The 20058-nt window shown below is 28.7% G+C and carries 17 protein-coding genes, 1 pseudogene and 1 riboswitch; of the genes and pseudogenes, 1 reads left to right on the forward strand and 17 read right to left on the reverse strand.

The window, feature by feature from the left end; genetic code table 11:
• Positions 1-76: 76 nt before the first annotated feature.
• From AXY43_RS08490 to AXY43_RS08525, 10 genes and pseudogenes are all read right to left on the reverse strand, one after another.
• Positions 77-1432, reverse strand: a complete 1356-nt coding sequence (locus AXY43_RS08490) for an APC family permease (RefSeq protein ID WP_012060185.1) — start codon at positions 1430-1432, stop codon at positions 77-79.
• Positions 1433-1542: 110 nt separating this feature from the next.
• Entirely contained in the window at positions 1543-3003 is a 1461-nt protein-coding gene (locus AXY43_RS08495) for an ArnT family glycosyltransferase (RefSeq protein WP_023973048.1), read from the reverse strand.
• Between the two features lie 265 nt (positions 3004-3268).
• Positions 3269-3460 (reverse strand): anti sigma factor C-terminal domain-containing protein, encoded by a 192-nt coding sequence (locus tag AXY43_RS08500; protein ID WP_023973049.1) that lies wholly within the window; start codon positions 3458-3460, stop codon positions 3269-3271.
• Between the two features lie 94 nt (positions 3461-3554).
• Positions 3555-4421 (reverse strand): radical SAM protein, encoded by an 867-nt coding sequence (locus AXY43_RS08505; RefSeq protein WP_077854616.1) that lies wholly within the window; start codon positions 4419-4421, stop codon positions 3555-3557.
• Positions 4422-4668: 247 nt separating this feature from the next.
• A complete protein-coding gene (locus AXY43_RS08510; protein WP_012060189.1) occupies positions 4669-5655 on the reverse strand; it encodes a 3-oxoacyl-[acyl-carrier-protein] synthase III C-terminal domain-containing protein in 987 nt (328 codons plus the stop codon).
• Between the two features lie 53 nt (positions 5656-5708).
• The gene (locus AXY43_RS08515) at positions 5709-6020 is read right to left on the reverse strand and encodes a hypothetical protein (protein WP_241395051.1); all 312 of its coding nucleotides are present in this window, start codon (positions 6018-6020) and stop codon (positions 5709-5711) included.
• Positions 6021-6181: 161 nt separating this feature from the next.
• Positions 6182-6269, reverse strand: a riboswitch (cyclic di-GMP riboswitch).
• A gap of 111 nt (positions 6270-6380) precedes the next feature.
• Positions 6381-7346, reverse strand: a complete 966-nt coding sequence (locus tag AXY43_RS08520) for an aromatic acid exporter family protein (protein WP_012060191.1) — start codon at positions 7344-7346, stop codon at positions 6381-6383.
• Positions 7347-7518: 172 nt separating this feature from the next.
• Positions 7519-7674, reverse strand: coding sequence for a diguanylate cyclase (locus AXY43_RS28735; protein WP_106884451.1), 156 nt, complete (start codon positions 7672-7674; stop codon positions 7519-7521).
• A gap of 2 nt (positions 7675-7676) precedes the next feature.
• On the reverse strand, positions 7677-7841 hold the full coding sequence (locus tag AXY43_RS27795; protein WP_017209025.1) for a hypothetical protein: 165 nt from the start codon (positions 7839-7841) through the stop codon (positions 7677-7679).
• 445 nt (positions 7842-8286) lie between these two features.
• Positions 8287-9224 (reverse strand): annotated as a pseudogene (locus AXY43_RS08525) (transposase).
• A 153-nt stretch (positions 9225-9377) separates the two neighbouring features.
• Between AXY43_RS08525 and AXY43_RS08530 the strand changes: the two are divergent.
• A complete protein-coding gene (locus AXY43_RS08530; protein WP_031275509.1) occupies positions 9378-10727 on the forward strand; it encodes a PLP-dependent aminotransferase family protein in 1350 nt (449 codons plus the stop codon).
• Between the two features lie 46 nt (positions 10728-10773).
• Here AXY43_RS08530 and AXY43_RS08535 read toward each other — a convergent pair whose 3' ends face one another.
• From AXY43_RS08535 to AXY43_RS08565, 7 genes are all read right to left on the reverse strand, one after another.
• On the reverse strand, positions 10774-12087 hold the full coding sequence (locus AXY43_RS08535; protein WP_039772054.1) for a 6-phospho-beta-glucosidase: 1314 nt from the start codon (positions 12085-12087) through the stop codon (positions 10774-10776).
• 418 nt (positions 12088-12505) lie between these two features.
• Positions 12506-13243: a chitin disaccharide deacetylase gene (chbG, locus tag AXY43_RS08540; protein WP_105411409.1), complete on the reverse strand. Its 738-nt coding sequence runs from the start codon at positions 13241-13243 to the stop codon at positions 12506-12508.
• 197 nt (positions 13244-13440) lie between these two features.
• Complete coding sequence (locus tag AXY43_RS08545) at positions 13441-14808, reverse strand: DUF6179 domain-containing protein (protein WP_105411410.1); 1368 nt, start codon at positions 14806-14808, stop codon at positions 13441-13443.
• A complete protein-coding gene (locus tag AXY43_RS08550; RefSeq protein ID WP_012060196.1) occupies positions 14808-15278 on the reverse strand; it encodes a DUF6323 family protein in 471 nt (156 codons plus the stop codon). The genes AXY43_RS08545 and AXY43_RS08550 overlap by 1 nt, the downstream gene beginning before the upstream one ends.
• A 398-nt stretch (positions 15279-15676) precedes the next feature.
• Entirely contained in the window at positions 15677-16903 is a 1227-nt protein-coding gene (locus AXY43_RS08555) for an aminopeptidase (RefSeq protein WP_105411411.1), read from the reverse strand.
• 302 nt (positions 16904-17205) lie between these two features.
• Positions 17206-18057 (reverse strand): 2-oxoacid:ferredoxin oxidoreductase subunit beta, encoded by an 852-nt coding sequence (locus tag AXY43_RS08560; protein ID WP_012060198.1) that lies wholly within the window; start codon positions 18055-18057, stop codon positions 17206-17208.
• The gene (locus AXY43_RS08565; protein WP_105411412.1) at positions 18057-19742 is read right to left on the reverse strand and encodes a 2-oxoacid:acceptor oxidoreductase subunit alpha; all 1686 of its coding nucleotides are present in this window, start codon (positions 19740-19742) and stop codon (positions 18057-18059) included. The genes AXY43_RS08560 and AXY43_RS08565 overlap by 1 nt, the downstream gene beginning before the upstream one ends.
• Between the last annotated feature and the right edge of the window lie 316 nt (positions 19743-20058).

Raw genomic sequence — 20058 nt, forward strand, 5'->3', positions numbered from 1 at the left:
TTCTTACATAATTAAGGATAAAAAATACAGACTAAGCGATTGATTTTAATTACTTAGTCTGTATTGCAATATAATATTAATCTCTTTTATATTTTTTTCTTATATAAAAATAAACTGGAAGACCTATTAAAGTTATTCCTATTCCATATATTGCACTTAATGAATCTGTTATAAAAGTACTTATTAATATGTACAGCCCACCAACTATTCCGATCAATGGAACAATTGGATATAAAGGAACTTTGTATGAAGTTTTTAATTCTTTATGTTTACGTCTCAATATAAAAATCCCACATACGCACATAACAAAAAATATCCACATTACAAACACAGCCAAGTTTGTAAGTTTGTCAAAAGATCCACTTAATACATATAAACTTGCTAGTAATACTTCAAAAGCAAATGTATTTATAGGAGTCTCAAATTTTTCATTGATTTTCCCAAAAAATTTAGGAAAAGGGAAAAGATTATCCTGAGCCATAGCAAAAGGTATTCTAACCCCTGTCATTAGATATCCATTTAGCGCTCCAAAAATAGAAATCATTATGCCTACTGCGATTAAGGCAGCTCCCATATTTCCAAACAATATTACCGCTGCATCCGAAGCTGGCTTGGAAGAAAGTATTACATCGTTAACTGGCATTATATTTATTATTGCTACATTAATTAATATATACACTATTATTATTGCTATTAATCCCATTATTATTGACTTTGGGAGATCTTTTTCTGGATTTTTAAGCTCCCCAGCCATATTTCCTACGCTAATCCATCCGTCGTAAGCCCATAGAGTCCCCAGTATTGCAGCTCCGAATCCTGCTGCTCCTGATGTATTTGAAGCAAATACAGTTGTCGAGAAATCATGAGCTGTACCATTTATTAATCCAAATATAACAATAAAAATTATTGGAACAAGCTTACCAATTGTAGAAATTACTTGAACCTTCCCACCAAGTCTTGATGATAGAACATTTAAAGCCATTACAAAAAATAGAATGCATATAGCGAATATTTTCTGCATCATTGGTGTTAGATCTGGAATAAAATACGTTGCTTGAGTAACAAAAACTATTGATAATGCAGCTGCCACCCCTGGCACATAGATTAAAGTCTGCATCCAACCAAATAAAAATGCCCATTTTTCACTATATAATTCCTTAATATAAACAAAAACTCCACCTGTCTTAGGAATTGCTACTGCAATTTCAGCAACGGTTAAAGCTGAAGCTATAGTTATACATCCACCAATCAGCCAAGCCATTATTCCCAGAGTTGGGGTACCTGCATTTTTAAATACTGATGACGCCTTAAAGAAAATTCCTGACCCTATAACTACACCTATAACTATAGTAATAGCTTCAATAAGTCCTATTTCTTTTTTTAAACCTTTAGGAATAACAGTTTCCTTATTCTTTTGCGTTGATTCATTCATGCTAGTCATCTCCTGACTCAATTTTAAATTTTATATATATAATATTAAATAAAACACTTTTTCTATTGTATAATTCGTAATGAATTTCGTCAACAAAAACCATAATTATATTATTTTGCAAAAATATAGGCCTCATCATTTTCAAGTATAACTTTTAAATTATCTTTTTCATTTCCAAGTGAGTCGAAATCTTCTTTTTTAATAAACAATAATGTTTTATCTTTATTATCTTTCAAAAATCCTTCTATACCACCTTCTAGCGGAGTCAAATCTGCATAAAGCTCACTATCCAGCCAATAGCTTTGCTCAAAATGATTTACATATATTTTTTCTCCATAATATTCTGGCAAGTTTCCGATTTCCTTAATAAGCTCTTGACTCAAGTCCTCTTTTGGATTTAAAATTCTAGTTACTATAACTTCTTCACTTTTATATATCGATAATATAATCATAGCAACCAATACTATTTGTGTAGCAAAATTTCTATTACGCTCTTTTAATATAAAACCTGATGCATATCCTATCCATATTGCTGCGGCAGGATATATCGGTAAAACATACCATGAAATTTTCGTTTTTGAAATAGTATATAATATAAACGGAATAATCATCGACAGCCATATTATCAAATTACAATTTATTAGTTTCCTATCCGTAATATATCTATGGGCTATAGTTAAATATGCCATGCTAACACCTACGAATACAAGATTCCAGTAAAAATATGACCATTGCAAATGTTCAATATAGTAACACTTTCCTCCAATATGTCCTTCTAAAGGTCTTGATGTTCTTGCCATCAAATCAAATTCTATCATAGTCTTAAAAAAAGCTATTCCGTCATTGGAATATCTCAAGATTGCCCATATAAGAATCGGAAAAGATGCACTTAATACTAATGCCAGAATTTGCTTTAATGTTAATTTAAATAAATTTTTACTAAATATTAAATATAATATTCCTATAAAAAAGATATTACCTGCATGAAAACTTTTACTTAAAAAAGCTGCTGAAAATGATAATCCAAATACATATAGCCATTTAATACTCCTTTCCATTAAAATTAAAGACATTACTGATATTGTAAAAAATAAAACGTATATTGCATCTGCATCTCCCGTTCTTGCACAATGCTCTGTAATAAATGGTATTGTTGTTGTTAAAACAATTGTCGCAATCAGAGATGTCAATCTCCCATATATATTGAAACTAAAAATTGCTACAAGTACTATCGTTATTATTGCTGCAAATGCAGAAAATACTCTTAGTCCTAAAGCATTAAATCCTGCAATTTTATATCCCATAGCTATTGCCCAAAAGCTTATTGGTGGTTTCAAATTCCAATAATCATTTTTATAAGCATATGTATTTACTATATAATTGCTATTTTTTATCATCTCATAAGCGCTAACACCATGTCGTGCCTCATCCCAGCTATATATGGGAATGACACCTAAATTGTAAAATATATTAAAGGATGCAATTAACAATATAACTATTAATATAATGTAGTAACATTTTTCAACAAACCCTATAATATTATCAATTAACTTTGTTCTAAACATGCTCATACTTTGCTCTCCCTGTAATATACTTAATATTTTAATTTCATAAAATCATTTACTATATTAACCTTAGCTTGAAAAATATATACATTCTTAAAAATGTGAATCGTCCTTTTCCATAATTTACACTCACAAGGAACACAATGTCCACAGATTTCATTACAATATAAATTCATAAAGAATAAAAAAGTAACTTTCAGTCTAGAACCAAAAGTTACTTTTATAATCAACTATTACATTATTACCACTAAAATTAAATTTTTCCCTTTAATTAATATTTATCAACCACAGTACCTAAGACAGCATGTTTTATAATAGGATTGTTCTCGATTGCCTTTAGTTCTTTTGGACTTCCAACCACTACAGCTCCAATTATTCTAATATCACTCTCATCGATATTTTTTATATACTGAGTATGCCCTATATCCTTTAACTGTTTAATCGCTGCCTTAAAGTTCTGCATTCTACCATCTGTATCACTTCTAAACTCTCCCGCTCCATCAATAGATTTTATCCCAATAACATCGAATGCTGGATTATTAACTTCAATTGTTTGCTTACAATCTTCTATATTCCTCTTGTTTTATTTGATTAGTTTTTAAATAGTAGTTAATTTGATTAAGCAATTTTTCTTTATCTTCTGGTAAACTTCCTCTTAGAGAAACATAATTTGATGCGTGATTGCATCTAAATGTAACTGATTCATTGACATTAATATGTTGTATTAATATCCCTATCTCATTTAATATTTCTCTATCACTTAGAAGTTTAAATTCTTTCCTTAATATTTTATTATATAAATCCGTTTCTTCTTCAACCATAAGAGTTAATACGCCTAAATAATTTGGAGCCATATCGCTTATTAATTTGCCTGTTTTGATTGCATGAATATCGCTCTTTTCAATTCCACCAACTCCAGCTATAACTGTTACTGATAGTAAGATATCAGCATTTTTAACTATTCTAGCAGCATCAATTATCTCGTTACTACTCACTCCTTTATTTATATCGTTTAAAACCTCATCGCTTCCACTTTCAACGCCCATATATATCATATATAAACCTAAATCTTTAAGTTCTTTCAACTCTTGATGAGTTTTACCTAATATTGATTTTGGTGACCCATAAAGCGTTACTCTCCTGCATTCAGAAAATGTATTTCTTATAAGCGTTAATATTTCTTTTAATTTTTCCGTTGGAATGATTAAAGCATCACCATCTGCCAAAAATATTTTTTCTACATAAGAATACATTTCTCTAAAGTAATTTACGTCTGCTTTAATATCTTCCAAAGATTTTATTGTAAATTTTTTAGATTTATACATATTACAAAAATTACATTTATTATGAGAACACCCTAAAGTTACTTGTATTATAAGACTATTACTTTCACTTGGAGGCCTATATAGTGGATAATCGTACATTATCAAACCATCTCCCCTGTTATTCTTTAATTAATATAGTATTTTTTAAGTTCTAACACTATCTACATATATATTTCTACTTCATTAAATTCTTTATAAGCATTTATTCTTAAATTAGTGATATTCTAATATATATTTATCCGAAGTATATTTACTTGCATTTCATATGATAGCATCAAACTCATAAATATAACCTTCTATAGATTTTACTACAGAAGGTTATATTTATGAAGTGCGTTTTCTAATATTAATATTTATATAACATAACTATACTCTGAGAACCAGATCCAATAGTCCAGAAAATTACATAGTCACCTCTTTTAACTTTACCTTCCTTTATCGATTCATACAATGCTATGAAAGGGCTAGTAGTTCCAGTATATCCATATTTATTTCCTATATAGATACTCTTATCTTCTCCTATATCTAAAAGTTGTCTTATATTTTTTATATTTATAAACGCAAACTGAGAAAAGCAAAACATCTTAATATCTTCATTTTCTAAGCCATTTTTCTTCAGCATCTTTTTAGCAATCTCTGCTGCGGGATAAACACATGCCCCACCATCAAATGGCAACCATTTCAGATAAAGTTCGCTTACATCTTTTGATTTGAAAAAATTAGAGAATCCTTCACTTGGATACATAATGTTATGACTTTCCTCTGTGTTTATATAATATTCTGCATCAACTATCCCACACTCTTCTTCAACTTTTTCTAAAATTATTGCACATGCAGCATGTCCATAATTTCCATAGCAAAGCTCATTATTTGGGTCAGCTAATGAATCAACATCATCACAACCAATAATTAATGCTCTTTTAGCTCGCTTCGACGATTCTAAATAATTTGACATATTCTCTAATGCAACAGTCATGCCAGCACAATTAGCATTCATATCAAAACACATTACATTTCTTCCTGCATTTAATTCCTTATGTATTAAAATAGATGTTGCTGGTGCTACATATTCCGATAATATAGATGAATAAACTAGTACATCTATATCACTACCTGTCAAGTTAGCCTTATCTAATACTGATTTTGCTACTTTTACTGCTAGAGATAAAGTTGTCTCCTGTTCATTAAACATAAATCGTTTATCTCTACCCATTATATCTACTAATAAATGTTCTACATCTTTATCTTGTTTTTCAAAATGTTTTAAATAAATATCATTTGAAACAACTTCTGATGCATGACAAACATCAATACAACTTAGTCTTATTCCCATAATAATCTCCTAGCTAATGTAATTCAATTTAATATTATAAATTATGTATCATTTTAAATTATTTCAATTACCAATCCAGTGTTCCTACTTATTCTTGATAATTGCATCTTTAAAGTAATATTGCTACCAACATTTGCTATAACCTTTACAAACTTGCAAGCCTTGTACATTTGAAAACATCCTTCTAACATTGGTAACATCTCTTGTCTTGAAACGTTTAACTCTCTTGCGTCAAAATTCAATACATATTCTGAAGTTTGTATAGGAGATAGTTCTTTTCTAAAATCTTCAACAAAACTATTAGCATCGTTTGGTTCAAACATTCCCCATATCCTTATATTAATCTCCTTTTTTGCTTTGTCCAAAGACAGTTGATACTTTTTCATTTACTACACCTAACCTTTCTTTATTTAAATTGTTACCATATACACATATTTCAATGATTTTGTATCAAAATAAAAAGGTACCTATTAATTATTAATAGGCACCAAAAATAAACAAATGACTAATGTTTATATAACTACATTTTGGCAACCTGGCAATCATTGAAAATGAATTTCTTTAGACCCATAGCTTTGCGGCCCTACCTTTCGGCAAGTGTGCTATTATCAATGCATATGATATGCATAATTTTACACTTATTTTTGATAAATTTCAATATTTATACCAATATTTTTACCATTAATGGCATTAAAACTAATTTTAGTAAGTTATATTTATAATTTCTACTTATTTTGAAAAGATTCCTTGAATTCTTTCTTAATAACTAGGAAATCTTCTAAATCATTCAAAAACTGAAATAATAACGCTCTATTTTCAAATTCGTTTCGATTTTTAGGCAAATCCATTTTTTCATAATCTTTCCTAAGCAAATTTAGTTTATCTATAAGCTCTACACAATCATTATCTTCCTTAAGATTCATTGCAACTTCATTTGTAAATTCTGATAATATTCTAGTTTGATCATAAGTCATATAAAATCTCGAGAAATGCCTCTTCATTCTTTTCATTGTATCTAGCTGTATTATTCTCATCTCTATATAACTCAAATAATAATCATTTTTTTTAAATAAATGGTTATTATTTATTATCTGCGCCATAAATTTAGACTTATTAATTAATTCCTCAACGCTCACTGATATTTGCTTTTCATAAATTGGTACAGCTTGAGTAACAAGGCTTACTGCCATATCTGATAATATAGCTCTATAATAATCTTCTATTCTTTCTTTGTTTTTTTCAAATTGTTCTTCCAATGATGCGGTATATAAATTAAACATCATTGCTACTCCAATTCCTATTACAGTTAATTGTGCTTCGTTTATAATCCATGAAATATTTATATTTGTGCTTGTAAGTAAATGTGTTGATAATACAGATCCAACTACCATTCCTTCCTCTATTTTTAAAATTATTGTTGTTTGTATAAATATAATTAAAAATAATCCGAATATGATTGGGTTATTTCCAAGTAATAAATATAGCATAAACGACAAAAGAATGGCTAATGCAGAAGCAATTATTCTTCTCCCTGCAACTAATAAAGATTCTTTTTTTGTATCTTGAATACTTAGGATTGCAATAATTCCTGAAGTCACTCCAAATTGTAAACCAACATAATTTGATATAATAATTGCTATTGTAGCTGATAATGCCATTTTAAGAGTTTTAGATTGTAAATATTTTATCATTTTTACTTTCTCCTACCATGCTTAAATTCTTATTCATTATATAATCTTCACTTTTGCATGTAGCTTGCCTTTCATATGTATCTTAATTAAATAACGCTTTTTGCACACGTGTTCCAGATTTATAATGAAATATATACCTCCTTCATTGAGATTATAAGAGGCATATATTTCATTACCTAGAAACCTTTTTTAACTTCTTATTTTCATACATTTTATAATCAGCTTTCCTTAACAGCTCCTCTAAATTATCTGCTTCACTCAGCTTATAGCTAGTTGATCCAAAACTTATTTCTAGTTTATATGTTTTACCATCTGAATCTTCTATTATTTTTAATCTTTATTGATTATCCGAGAATAGCTCATTTCATTATTTATATTATATTGCACTATTATTTGACTTAGTAATAATGCCAAAATAATTATGCACAATGCTAACATATATCTTTTTCTTATCGTTTTTATAACTTTGGTATATCCAACTGAATTCTTTTCCATTGCTTTCTCCTAAACTACTAATACTAAATAGTTTGTTTTTAAACAAATCATCCTACTTATTAACTATATATAATTTACTGATTATTTTTTACTATATATTGTCTACATTATCTTATTTCCAACTTCAATTTTTATTTAAATATTCTCCATTTTAACAAGAAAATTATAACATATTCTTTCATTAAAATATCGAATTTTTAAACTTAATACAAATAAATGTATTAATATATATAATTATTAACATTAAATACAACATCGCATCATTTTTTCGTCCTATATTACTCAAATTATTTTTAAGTGAACTTATCATGTAATATTTTCAAATAGAAATTATATATTATGCTTTCGAATAGTCATTTAGAGATTATTTATAAAATTATATATATATTAGGTTGTTGAATAACTAATTTTTACAAATGGTTATTTAAGAAAATATTCTTAGAAATTATATATTCCAAGGATATTTTCTAGTTTTTATTCCTTGCTGCTTTTTGTTAAATTCATCTATTAAGTACGCTAATAAGACCCATTTTATATGACGTTCGTATCGGGCTTGCCCATAAAGCCTTGGGTTTTCTAAGTTATATAATCCCTTTAATACAGAGAATAATTGCTCTATTTTCAATCTGTTTTTATATAATTTTGATCCAATAGGAGATTGAATAAACAAAGCATTTTCATATCGTTTATCAGTAAATGACTCAATACTTTTAGCCTTACGCATATTTATATCAGTTAACAAATTAAATTCTAAGCTAGAAGCAATTTCAAACCTTCTAATGAATCATATGCTGCATCTGCAAGTATTAAAAATGGATTATAAATTTTAGCTTCATATAGTAAATCTGAGACTTGATTATCATAAACATTAGCTGTTGTTAAATAAAAAACTAGAGGAATTATAATATCACTAACTGCTGCAATACAGTGTAATTTATAACCTTTATAATATCCAAGGCGGGTACCCTTACCGGATTTAGCTTCGCTATCGTATTTTGAACTTCTTAAAGCAGTTCCATCTATTGCACACAGTCTAGTTTCAGGATTGATAAGTTCAACAAGCATAGCATAAATACCATAATATATATGTTTCTCTAAAATTTTAGTTCTTAATGAGAATGTAGAATAATCTGGTACTTGATTGAGTTGAATTATAGACTGAAACACATAGTCTTGCTTTATACGATATTCAAGCTCTCTTAAACTGAAAATACTACTTTTAACGCCATATAATATACATGCAACTATTTGTTCATCTGAATACTTACGTGGTCGCCCTTTAGTACTTTTAATATTCGAATTTAATTTAGCAAATGCAATTTTAACAGCTTCAAAAATTTTATAATGGTCATTTTCACTTTTAATATTTGATGATATAATCATATTTGAGTCATTCCTTATGTGATATATTTGGGTTTTTCGCGAAATTATTATATCACAAAGGGATGACTTATTTATTTTTTACAAATTCTGTTTATTCAACAACCTAATATATGTTAAACTAATTTTATAAAAATTTAAGGGGGGATTAAATTGTTGAAGATATACGAACAAATTTCATGTGATATAAAACAAAAAATAATACTTGATCAAATGCCTCAAGGTGCTAAACTACCATCAATTACATCCCTCTGCAAAGAATACAAATGCAGTAAAGGAACTGTGATTAAAGCCTACGATAACCTATGCAATGAACATATAGTTTACTCTTCACCTCAGAGTGGATTTTACGTTGCTGATAACCTTGTACGTTTTAATACAAATCAAACTAATATTTATGACCTATCGACTGGTAACTCTTTAGTTAGCAATATCCCAATAAAGGACATTCAGCATTGTCTAAACTCAGCCTTAGAGCTCCATGGCAACATGTCTCTAAATATGGATTTAGAAGGACTTCCTTCTCTACGTGAACTGTTAACTGATTTACTTATGAAGGATGATATATATTCTAAAAGCAAAAATTTAATTCTATCTCAAGGTATTCTACAAGTATTAACTCTTTTTTCAAAGATGGAATTTCCAAACGGCAATGATACTATACTTATCGAGGATCCATCTTATACTTATTATATAAACTTTTTAAAGTATGAGAATATGAAAGTTAAAACTATAAAAAGAGATGAGAATGGAATTAATTTATATAAACTTGAAGAAATATTTAAAACCCAAAATATTAAATTCTTTTATACGATTCCTAGAAATCATAACCCTTTAGGCACTTATTATTCATTAAATCAAAGAAAAGCAATAATGAAGCTTGCCCATACTTACAATGTATATATTATCGAAGATGATTATTTTTCAGATTTAAGCACCTTGTCAAGATATTCACCTCTTTACTATTACTCGGATTTTAGGAATTGTATATACCTTAGAAGCTTTTCAAAGACAATACCTTATATAAGAATTGGTGTAGCTATAATTCCTGATGATTTAATTAATGGCTTTAGGGAATGGATGAGATACTCATATTATTTTTCATATTACATGCCATCATTGGTGTCTCAAGCAACACTTGAATCATATATAAAAAGCTCTATATATAATAAGCATGTAACTATTCTTTCTAACAATTTAAAGGACACTTTAAAATTATTTAGGAAAATAACTTCTACTTGGGACTCAAATTTAGTTAAGATACTTGGCGGAAGTTCTGGTTATTATTCTACTATAAGATTAGCTCCTCATATCAGCTGTAATAAATTATTAGACAACTTAAAAAGCAAAAATATCTTTCTAGCCCATAATTCAGCATCATACTATAATACAGAGAATTTTGACAATAGTCTAAGACTTAGTATCGCTAGAATTAATTCTGCTGATTTGAAATTAGCATTAAATATTATTTATGATGAAATATTAAAATTATCACAAATACAATAATAAAAGATCTAAGGGTTATATTCTCTCCCTTAAATCTTTTATTATATTAAGCAAATTGTGGTAAATAATCTTTATGTGCCTCTAGTAATTCATCCAATAATATTTTTGCCATTTTCTCTGATGGAATTAATGGATTAATAGTTAATGCAAGAAGTGCTTTATGATAATCCCCTTCAACTGCTGCTTCAACCACTAGACGTTCAAATGATTTTATTGTTTGAACCAATCCATTTACACTTACTGGTAATTTCCCCATAGCAATAGGTTTAGGTCCATCCTTGGTTATAATACATGAAATTTCGACTGCTGAGTCATTCTCTATTCCTTCAATAGCCCCATTGTTTTTAGTATTAACTGGTTGAATATCTCCCTTGTTGTTATAAATAGAGTTAATTAATCTGCAAGCTGCATCTGAATAATATGCTCCACCTCTTTTTTCTAATTGCGGTGGCTTAATATCTAAATTTTCATCTTTGTATAGTTCAAATAAATCATTTTCTAATCTCTTAACTACTTCTGCTCTAGTTTCTCCCTTAGAAAATTCTTTTAACTCTTCTTCAAGCATATCTGCTGTTTGAAAGTAATACCTATGATAAGGGCATGGCATCATTCTAAGAGCTTTAATAAATTCTGGATTCCACTCTAAATCTTGAATATTTTTTACAATTGACCCCAGTTTACCTTCTGCTAGTGAGTCTACTACTTTATCAGTAATTTTTTCACCATCTAAATAAATTTCTCTACCAAATACCATATGATTCAATCCCATGAAATCCATAGTAATTCTGTTATGATCTACTTCAAGCATGTCCGCTACTGCTTTTTCCATACCAATTGGAACATTACATAATCCAATAACTTTTTTATTTTTTCCATACCTAAGAAGAGCCTCTGTTACCATTCCTGCAGGATTTGTAAAATTTATAAGCCATGCATTTGGACATAGCTCTGACATATCTTTATCTATATCTAAAATCACAGGTATTGTTCTTAATGCTTTAAACATACCTCCTGCACCATTTGTTTCTTGTCCTATTACGCCATGGCTTAATGGTATTCTTTCATCCTGAATCCTAGCATCTAACAGACCAACTCTTAATTGTGTAGTTACAAAATCCGCATCCTTTAGTGCCTCTCTTCTGTCTAAAGTCAAATGAATTTCCATAGGTACGCCAGCTTTTTTAACCATTCTTTTAGCTAATTTCCCTACAATATCTAATTTTTCTTTTCCGCTTTCAATATCAACTAGCCATAATTCCCTTACCGGAAGTTCATTATACCTTTTTATAAATCCTTCCACTAATTCTGGAGTATAGCTCGATCCCCCACCAATTGTTACTATTTTAATTCCTTTTTCCATCAGATATCCTCCTATATATTATAAAATATAAGCATAATCATTTTTAAATTTTGATTTAATAATTTAAGCATTTGTTCATATTTGGTATACTTATTTTTTATTCTTTAAGCAATTTATTTAGATACTCTTATAAGAAATTTCCTCTTCTATTCTTTATATAAAAATTGTATTTTCTCTTATTTTCATAAAATTCTAACAGATCTGTTTTCTATATCGTAACTCAATATAATCTTCTATTCAATAATATAAAAACACAACTGTACTAGTACAGTTGTGTTTTTATTAAATATAGAGCACCGTAATTGTAAAATACTATTTATCAATATTCTAACAATATCTTTACGAAAAGCCCTAACTACTATTTCCTAGTAATTGGCACCTTTAAATGTTTTGCTTTATATATAACAATAATTTTTAGTTATATATCTTTAAAATTTATTAATTCGATGTTTTTTTCATTAATAAACTGTATTACTTCTTTATTAGTTAATGTTTCTAATTCCTTTACTATTGGATATGCATATGAACTACTACTAATAATCTTAGAATCAAGATATCCTGGGTGGCACATAATTTCTAAAGAATCTACATTAATATTATCTTCCAAAAGGTTTATTAACATTTGGGGTTCAATCATAGAAATATTATAGAAACTATCATCAAACTTAGTTGTTGTTTTAATGCTTTCATACTTTTCTTCTCCAATTACCTTAATATGTCTAATTGGTATATTATGCTCCTTTGCTAACTCAGCAACTACTTCAAAAACACTCTCAATAGAATGTACATGATGATGTGTATCTATATGTGTTGGAACTATCCCAAAAGATAAAAACTTTTCAAATTGGTTTCTAAATTCTATTCTTATATCTTCAATACACGCTGACTCAAACATCTTATCATATTTTAAAAAATTCCCTTCATTATCAACTAAGGTTTTCACGTTCTTTGATAAAGGTCTGCCTGCGGTAAGAACCAGGTGAATTCCTACACCTAATTTAGAATTTTCTTTTGCCAAATTAACCGCATGTTCCGTTGTCTCCATATTACACATTAATGTGGTAGATGTTACTATTCCATTTTTGAATCCTTCAATTATACCTAAATTAATTGCTTTTGAAATACCAAAATCATCTGCATTCATTATTAATCTCATATATTTCTCTACTCCTTATATTTAATGTTTTATTCTAACAGAAATATCTTTATAATAACATAATAATCCACATTATTTTTATCAGCAATAGTTCCAAATAATAATCATATTATACGTAGCTCTTATTTTTAGTCAGCATATATTTCGTGATATAAACCTGGGACATAGATCACTGCCTATATATGCCTAAACTAGTATTACAATATAATATTCAAGGATTCAGTAATTATTTTACTTTTTTTCTCTTCATTAATCATGTCAAGATATTCCTTAAGCTTTTCATGCCACTCCTTCTCACTTTCAGTTCCATAATCCACATCCATAACTGAATCATTTGGAATATACTTAAGTAACAGTGATATTTCAAAATCATCTAAAACCTTAAATATCTCAATGAATTCATAATCAAATATGCAATCAGAGCCAAGAACATCTACTAAGTCTCTAAGGCTATGAATTTCCTTCCTTATAATTTGTATCTTATCATCCACTTTATCACAATCTCTAATTTCTTCAGTTATATCCTTAAATCTGCTGTTCTCTAAACTTTCTCCATCTTCATATCTAATTAAATTTTCATCTGCATTTTTAAATGTGATAAATGTATTTTCCAATTTATTATTTTCAATATTCTTCTTAATACTTGGCATAATCTTGTAAATAGTTTTATTTATATAATTAATATAATTAATAAAATTTATATCATTTATATTAAACTCCTGGCAAATACATTCAACTATCCTAGATATTACTTCATTAAATTCCTCTTCTTTCAGTTCTCCTAACTTATTTTTAAGATAACGTCTTTCAGTATCTGTTATATCTAGAGTTATTCCTCTCTTCCCTAATACCATACATCCTAAATAATTAGTCAAAACCAATTCAAAGATATTTATTAATATATGATCTGAATTTTTATCAAAGCTTTTAAGCAAATTTTCAATTTCATAGATATCAAAGTGAGAACAAAATTGATTTTCAAAATCTATTTTTCTTAAATATTCATTTATATATTCTATTCCTACTAACTCCATCTCATCTATAGCTAATGGATAATCTATAGATCCCTGCATTTCATGAGCCGCAAACCTACTATCATATTCTATAAAAAATAATGGAATCCCGTAATCTATAGTATCTATATACGCATAATTACTTGTTTTTAATTTACTTTTTTGCACGTTCTTTAATAATTCTTTACTTTCTTCTATTTTAATCTTTAAAACTTTTTCCCCTTCAGAAAACAAATATTTCATTGCATTTTCTTTTATTAACGTAATCTTTTCCTTTATTGATGTTTTGCCTTTTAGAAAGCTACCTATAGTATAATAAATTGATAACATTATTTGCTCTGCAACTTCAACTCTTACCGAATAGCTTTCAGCTTTTGTATAATAATTTGCAGTTTCTCTTAAAATACCTAATATTTGAACTTGAATATTTTCTAGTTCTTTATTATTTAATATATCATTTGAATGAAGTACTTGTAGTAACGATTGAAAATAATGTTCCTTACTTAATAAATTTTCAATGGTATCATTTCTGTCAATAATATAATTATCCACTATAGCTCTTCATCTCCATCCACATTTAAATAATCAGAAACCCCATATTTAATATTATGAGCTATAGTATCCAAATACTTATATCTAAGTAGCTCTAAAGATCCTTGGCATTCATTATCGAAATAGCCTTTCATTAAATTAATTAATTCAATGTCACCTATTTCTTCCATAGTTTCATTTTTATAATAATAAAATGTTTCTATTAGCTCCTCTATAGTTTCAATATAATTGTATTGAGAAATATATGGCGAATCGCAAAAGGTTGATATTATTTGTTTTATTATACCTCCACCAAATTCAACTCTGCCATTCTTACTTAAAGCTTCGCTTCTTATCTCAACTATCTCTTTAACATTTTCTTCACTCAGCTTTAATCCATATTCCACTGTTTCCTCATTACACTGCAAAATCTCTTCAAAAGTTTGTTTACTTATTATAGAATCAGAAATAGACATAAGATAATTTTTCATAAATAACACCATCCAAACTTTTTTATTTTTAAGTATTGACTTCTCTTTTTAAATATGTTATGATTATTATATATAGATAAGTCAAATATCTTTCTAACAATTAATTCTATCATCGGCTATATGGAAAGTCAATGGTATTTTTTTATGCCCATTTTGTATAAATAGCAACTTTTATAAATAATACAAAATCTCCAATAATTAAAAAGACTGTTAAATATCTAATAAATTTTGATATTTAACAGTCTTTTTAATTATTAGGCTCAAATTTAACAACTTTGATTTTTTCAATAGATAACAAAACATTGAATCTTCGCCAAACTAAATAAATGCCTATCTTTATTTATATAAATTAACTTCTTGTCAATTTTTTGCATTAATAATCTATATAGATAATACAATTATATAACCCAATCACCGTTTTTAAATACTTGGATTTTTTCTCCCTCAGCAGTCTCACCTATTATTTCAAGCTCTTCCGAACCTACCATAAAATCTACATGAGTTAATGAATCATTAGCTCCATTTTTTATTAGTTCTTCTTCCGACATATTGTCACCATCTTTCAGACAAGTTGGATACGCTTTTCCAAAAGCAAAATGACATGATGCATTTTCATCAAATAATGTATTAAAGAAAATTAGTCCCGAATTTGATATAGGTGAGTTATAACCAACTAGAGCAACTTCACCTAAATATCTAGCCCCTTCATCTGTATCTAGTAATCCTTTTAATATTTCTTCTCCTTTTTCTGCAGTAAAGTCAACTATCTTACCATCTTTTAATGTCAACTTAAAGTTATCAATCAAATTTCCTCCATAGTTAAGTGGCTTTTTACTAGTTACATAGCCGTTTACTCCATCTCTCTTTGGAAGGGTGAATACCTCTTCTGTCGGTATATTAGCAACAAAGTTAATACCATCTTTAGAATTCTCTTCACCACTTAACCATAGATGTCCTTCTGGAAGTTCTACAGTTAGGTCTGTGCCTTCTGATTTATAATAAAGATATTTAAAATTCTTTTCATTTAAATAATCTTTTCTATTTTTTAATTTTTCTAAATGTTCATTCCACGCTTCAATAGGTGATTCCTTATCAGCTCTTACTATACTAAAAATTGAGTCCCAAAGATTTTCTACTGCATCTGCTTCTGATAAATCAGGGAATACTTTTCTTGCCCATCCCTTTGTAGGTATTGAAACAACACACCATTGAACTTCATTACTCATCATGGCAGCGCTAACATCTTTCATGGCTCTATTTGCTGTTTTTGCTAAAGTGGAAATCTTATTAGGATCTACTCCGCTTAATAGCTCTGGATCTCTAGCAGAAATACTTATAAATGCAGTTTTCTCCTTTATAAGTTGCTCTCTTGATAATACAGCATGTTTTGGCTCCCTTTTAAAACTCTCCATAGGAGCCTTATTGTATTTTATCAAGGCAAGTTCTTCATCATTGTAATCAACTATAACATTAATAGCACCAGCTTCATAAGCTTCTTCTGCTATCAGTCTAGCAAACTCTGCACATTCTATTGGTGAATTTATAAGCAATTGTTGCTCATATTGTAAATTTATTCCTTTCTTAACGACGAGCTTTGCATATTTTCTTAATGTATCTGTATTCATTTTGCTTTCCTCCACATTTTTCCTTAAGTTTTATTATCATAATTATAGCATATCTTACTCTATAAGTTTTTATTTAAAACCTGAATAATATACTTTCATTTACATCTATTTCGATAAATGTAATATAAAAATATAACATTTATTAAAATAGAAACTCAGATTTCATTAGAAATTATCTGCTTAAAAAAATATATGTTATTTATAACGGTCATTCGTATTTAAAAGGCCCAATCTAATAAAAATCGGGCCTTGATTACTAAAATGTAATTACTTTTGATTATTAATTTTTTCCTATGCTATTTTTATATAAAATCTTTCATAAATTCCTTGATCTTATCTATTTTAATTTCACTTTCAACAAGTGATTCTCCATTTTTTAAAAAGCTAACTTTGTCATGGAAGTTGGATTTCTCTTCTTTATATAAAATTCCCAAAGGAATCTTATCTCCCCATTCCATTGATTTTTCAATAGCCTTCAATTTATTGCTTGGATCGTATTCTTTTCCAAGTTTATAAACTCTTTTATTATACCATTGGAATGTATTAACTTTATTAAATGACACACATGGCTGTAAAATATCAACAAGAGCGTATCCTTTATGATTAATAGCTTCAATCATAACTTTCTTCAAATGCTCCTTATCTCCACTAAATGCTCTAGCAACAAAACCGGCACCAAGCGTTATTGCAAGCGCTACTGGATTCATAGGAATGTTATTTGACCCATTTGGCTGAACATCTGTTACATGTCCGATGTCAGTTGTAGGTGATGCTTGTCCTTTTGTTAACCCATATATTTGGTTATCGTGAACAAAATGTGTTATATCTACATTACGCCTAATATTATGAATAAAGTGATTTCCTCCTTCTCCATAAGAATCCCCTTCTCCTGTATTTACTATTACAGTTAATCTTTTATTTACAATCTTTGCTGCAACTGCAGGTGGTAATGATCTTCCATGAAGACCACAAAATCCATTAGTATTTATATATTGAGGTGTTTTAGCAGCTTGACCTATTCCACCAACAATAAGCACTTCGTGTGGAGCCTTACCTAAATCTATAAGTGCTTGCTTTAGAGCATCAAGAATATTATGATCCCCACATCCTGGACACCAAGCTGTTTCTGATGTTAGAAATATTTCATTATTCATTATTGCTCACCTCCAATTAGCTTACTGTATATTTCTTGAGATGAAATAGGTCTTCCATCATATTTTAAGATACTGCTATTGCATTCAATACCTGTATATTCTCTAATAAGTCCTGCTAGTTGTCCTGTCGCATTTTGCTCTATGTTTATTATATTTTTTACTTTTTTTGCATACTTCCTAAGATTTTTCTCAGGTAAAGGCCAGACATCCCCAAATATTAATGAGCAGTATTTATTATTATTTCCTGAACGTCCATTAAGAAGTTTTATAGCTTCCTTAACCGGACTATATAATGATCCCCATGCTAAAATTAAAGTATCTGCATTTTCTTCACCGATGAATTCAGGTTCTAAAAGTTCTTCTTTTAAATATTCCATTTTCCTTAGTCTCTTATCATTCATTTTATTTCTTACTTCACCTGATTCAGTAATATGTCCATATTCATCATGTTCATCACTATCTACCAATACTGTTAATCCTGGTATTTTACCTGGCGTTATACGTGGCGAAACACCTGTCTTTGTTAATTCATAACGCTTATAATCTTTAGCATTTATATATTCATCATCTTTTAAATACCTTTCTACTTTAATCTTATTAAAATTAAAAGGCTTTACAGTTCTTATACTATCAGCTAAAAACTGATCTCCAAGTAAAATAACTGGTATTTGATACTTATCAGCAAGATTAAATGCTCTTATAGTTTGATAAAATGCATCTTCTGGTTCCCTTAATGCTATTACCATTTTAGGTATTTCCCCTGGTGATGAGGCTATAACAAATTTCAAATCTGCTTGCTCTGTTCTTGTTGGCAAACCTGTAGTAGGCCCAGGCCTTTGTATTTCTGCTATTACAAGAGGCACCTCAAGCATTCCGGATAATCCTACCGCCTCTACCATTAGTGCGAATCCTCCTCCAGACGATCCTGTCATTGCTCTAACACCTGCATAGGAGGCTCCAATAGCCATATTTATTGAAGCAATTTCATCTTCAGCCTGTTCAACTACAATTTCTGATTCATTCATCTTTGAAGCAAGATAATTCATTATACTTGTAGATGGTGTCATTGGATAAGCAGAATAAAACTTACATCCTGCTGCAATAGCCCCAAGAGCAATAGCATCATTTCCTCCAATTAAAATACTCTCATCATTGTTCTTAGGTTGAATTTGATACTTTGGTGCAACTAGCTTGTATCCTTGTTCAAATGCATTGAAATTTTTGTTGGCGATTTCCTCTTTGAACTTTTCTGTTAATACTTCCTTAACGCCACTTAAATCCAAATTAAATAACTTTACAAAAGCTCCCAAAGCTATGCTACCATATACTTTTGGATTTCCAATGCTTTTAGCTAAAGCTTTAAGAGTAAGACCAAAGAATCTTTTATCCTCAAGCTTAATTTGCTTATCAGCAATTATAAACCCATCTTCCTTTAATCTGCCGATGTGAAGATCTATTGTTTCTCTGTCTAAAGCGATTATTCCATCAATATCATCCCAATGAGAATTTATTTGCTCATTTCCAAAGCGTATTTGAAAAAAATTATGTCCGCCTCTTACCCTTGACATATAGTCCTGTATAGTAAATATTTCAAATCCTTTTCTTTTTAAAACTTTCTCTAATATAGAGGAAATGGTCTCCATTCCTAGCCCAGCTGCTCCTCCAATTAAAATATTATAAATCATAAAATTCCTCCCTTCTAAAAACGCTTATAAATTGCATGCTGATAATATTTTATTATTGTTTCTCAGTATTATGACTATATATAATCTTTAAACGCATAAAACCTACAATTTTTTAATATATCAAAACATCCTTTTAATCATATGCTAATATTGATACTAATTTATTGATAAGGGATTATTGTTAAAAGATACGCTTGTTTAGATTTATGCTACTCAATCAATGAAAAATAAAACTATATATTTAACTTTAATTATAGAAGGATTAGCAAGCCTGGGATGTAAAAATTAATCAATAACTGGTAGTAGCGAAAAGCTT

The organism is Clostridium sp. MF28, assembly GCF_002969175.1.
Taxonomy (GTDB): domain Bacteria; phylum Bacillota; class Clostridia; order Clostridiales; family Clostridiaceae; genus Clostridium; species Clostridium beijerinckii.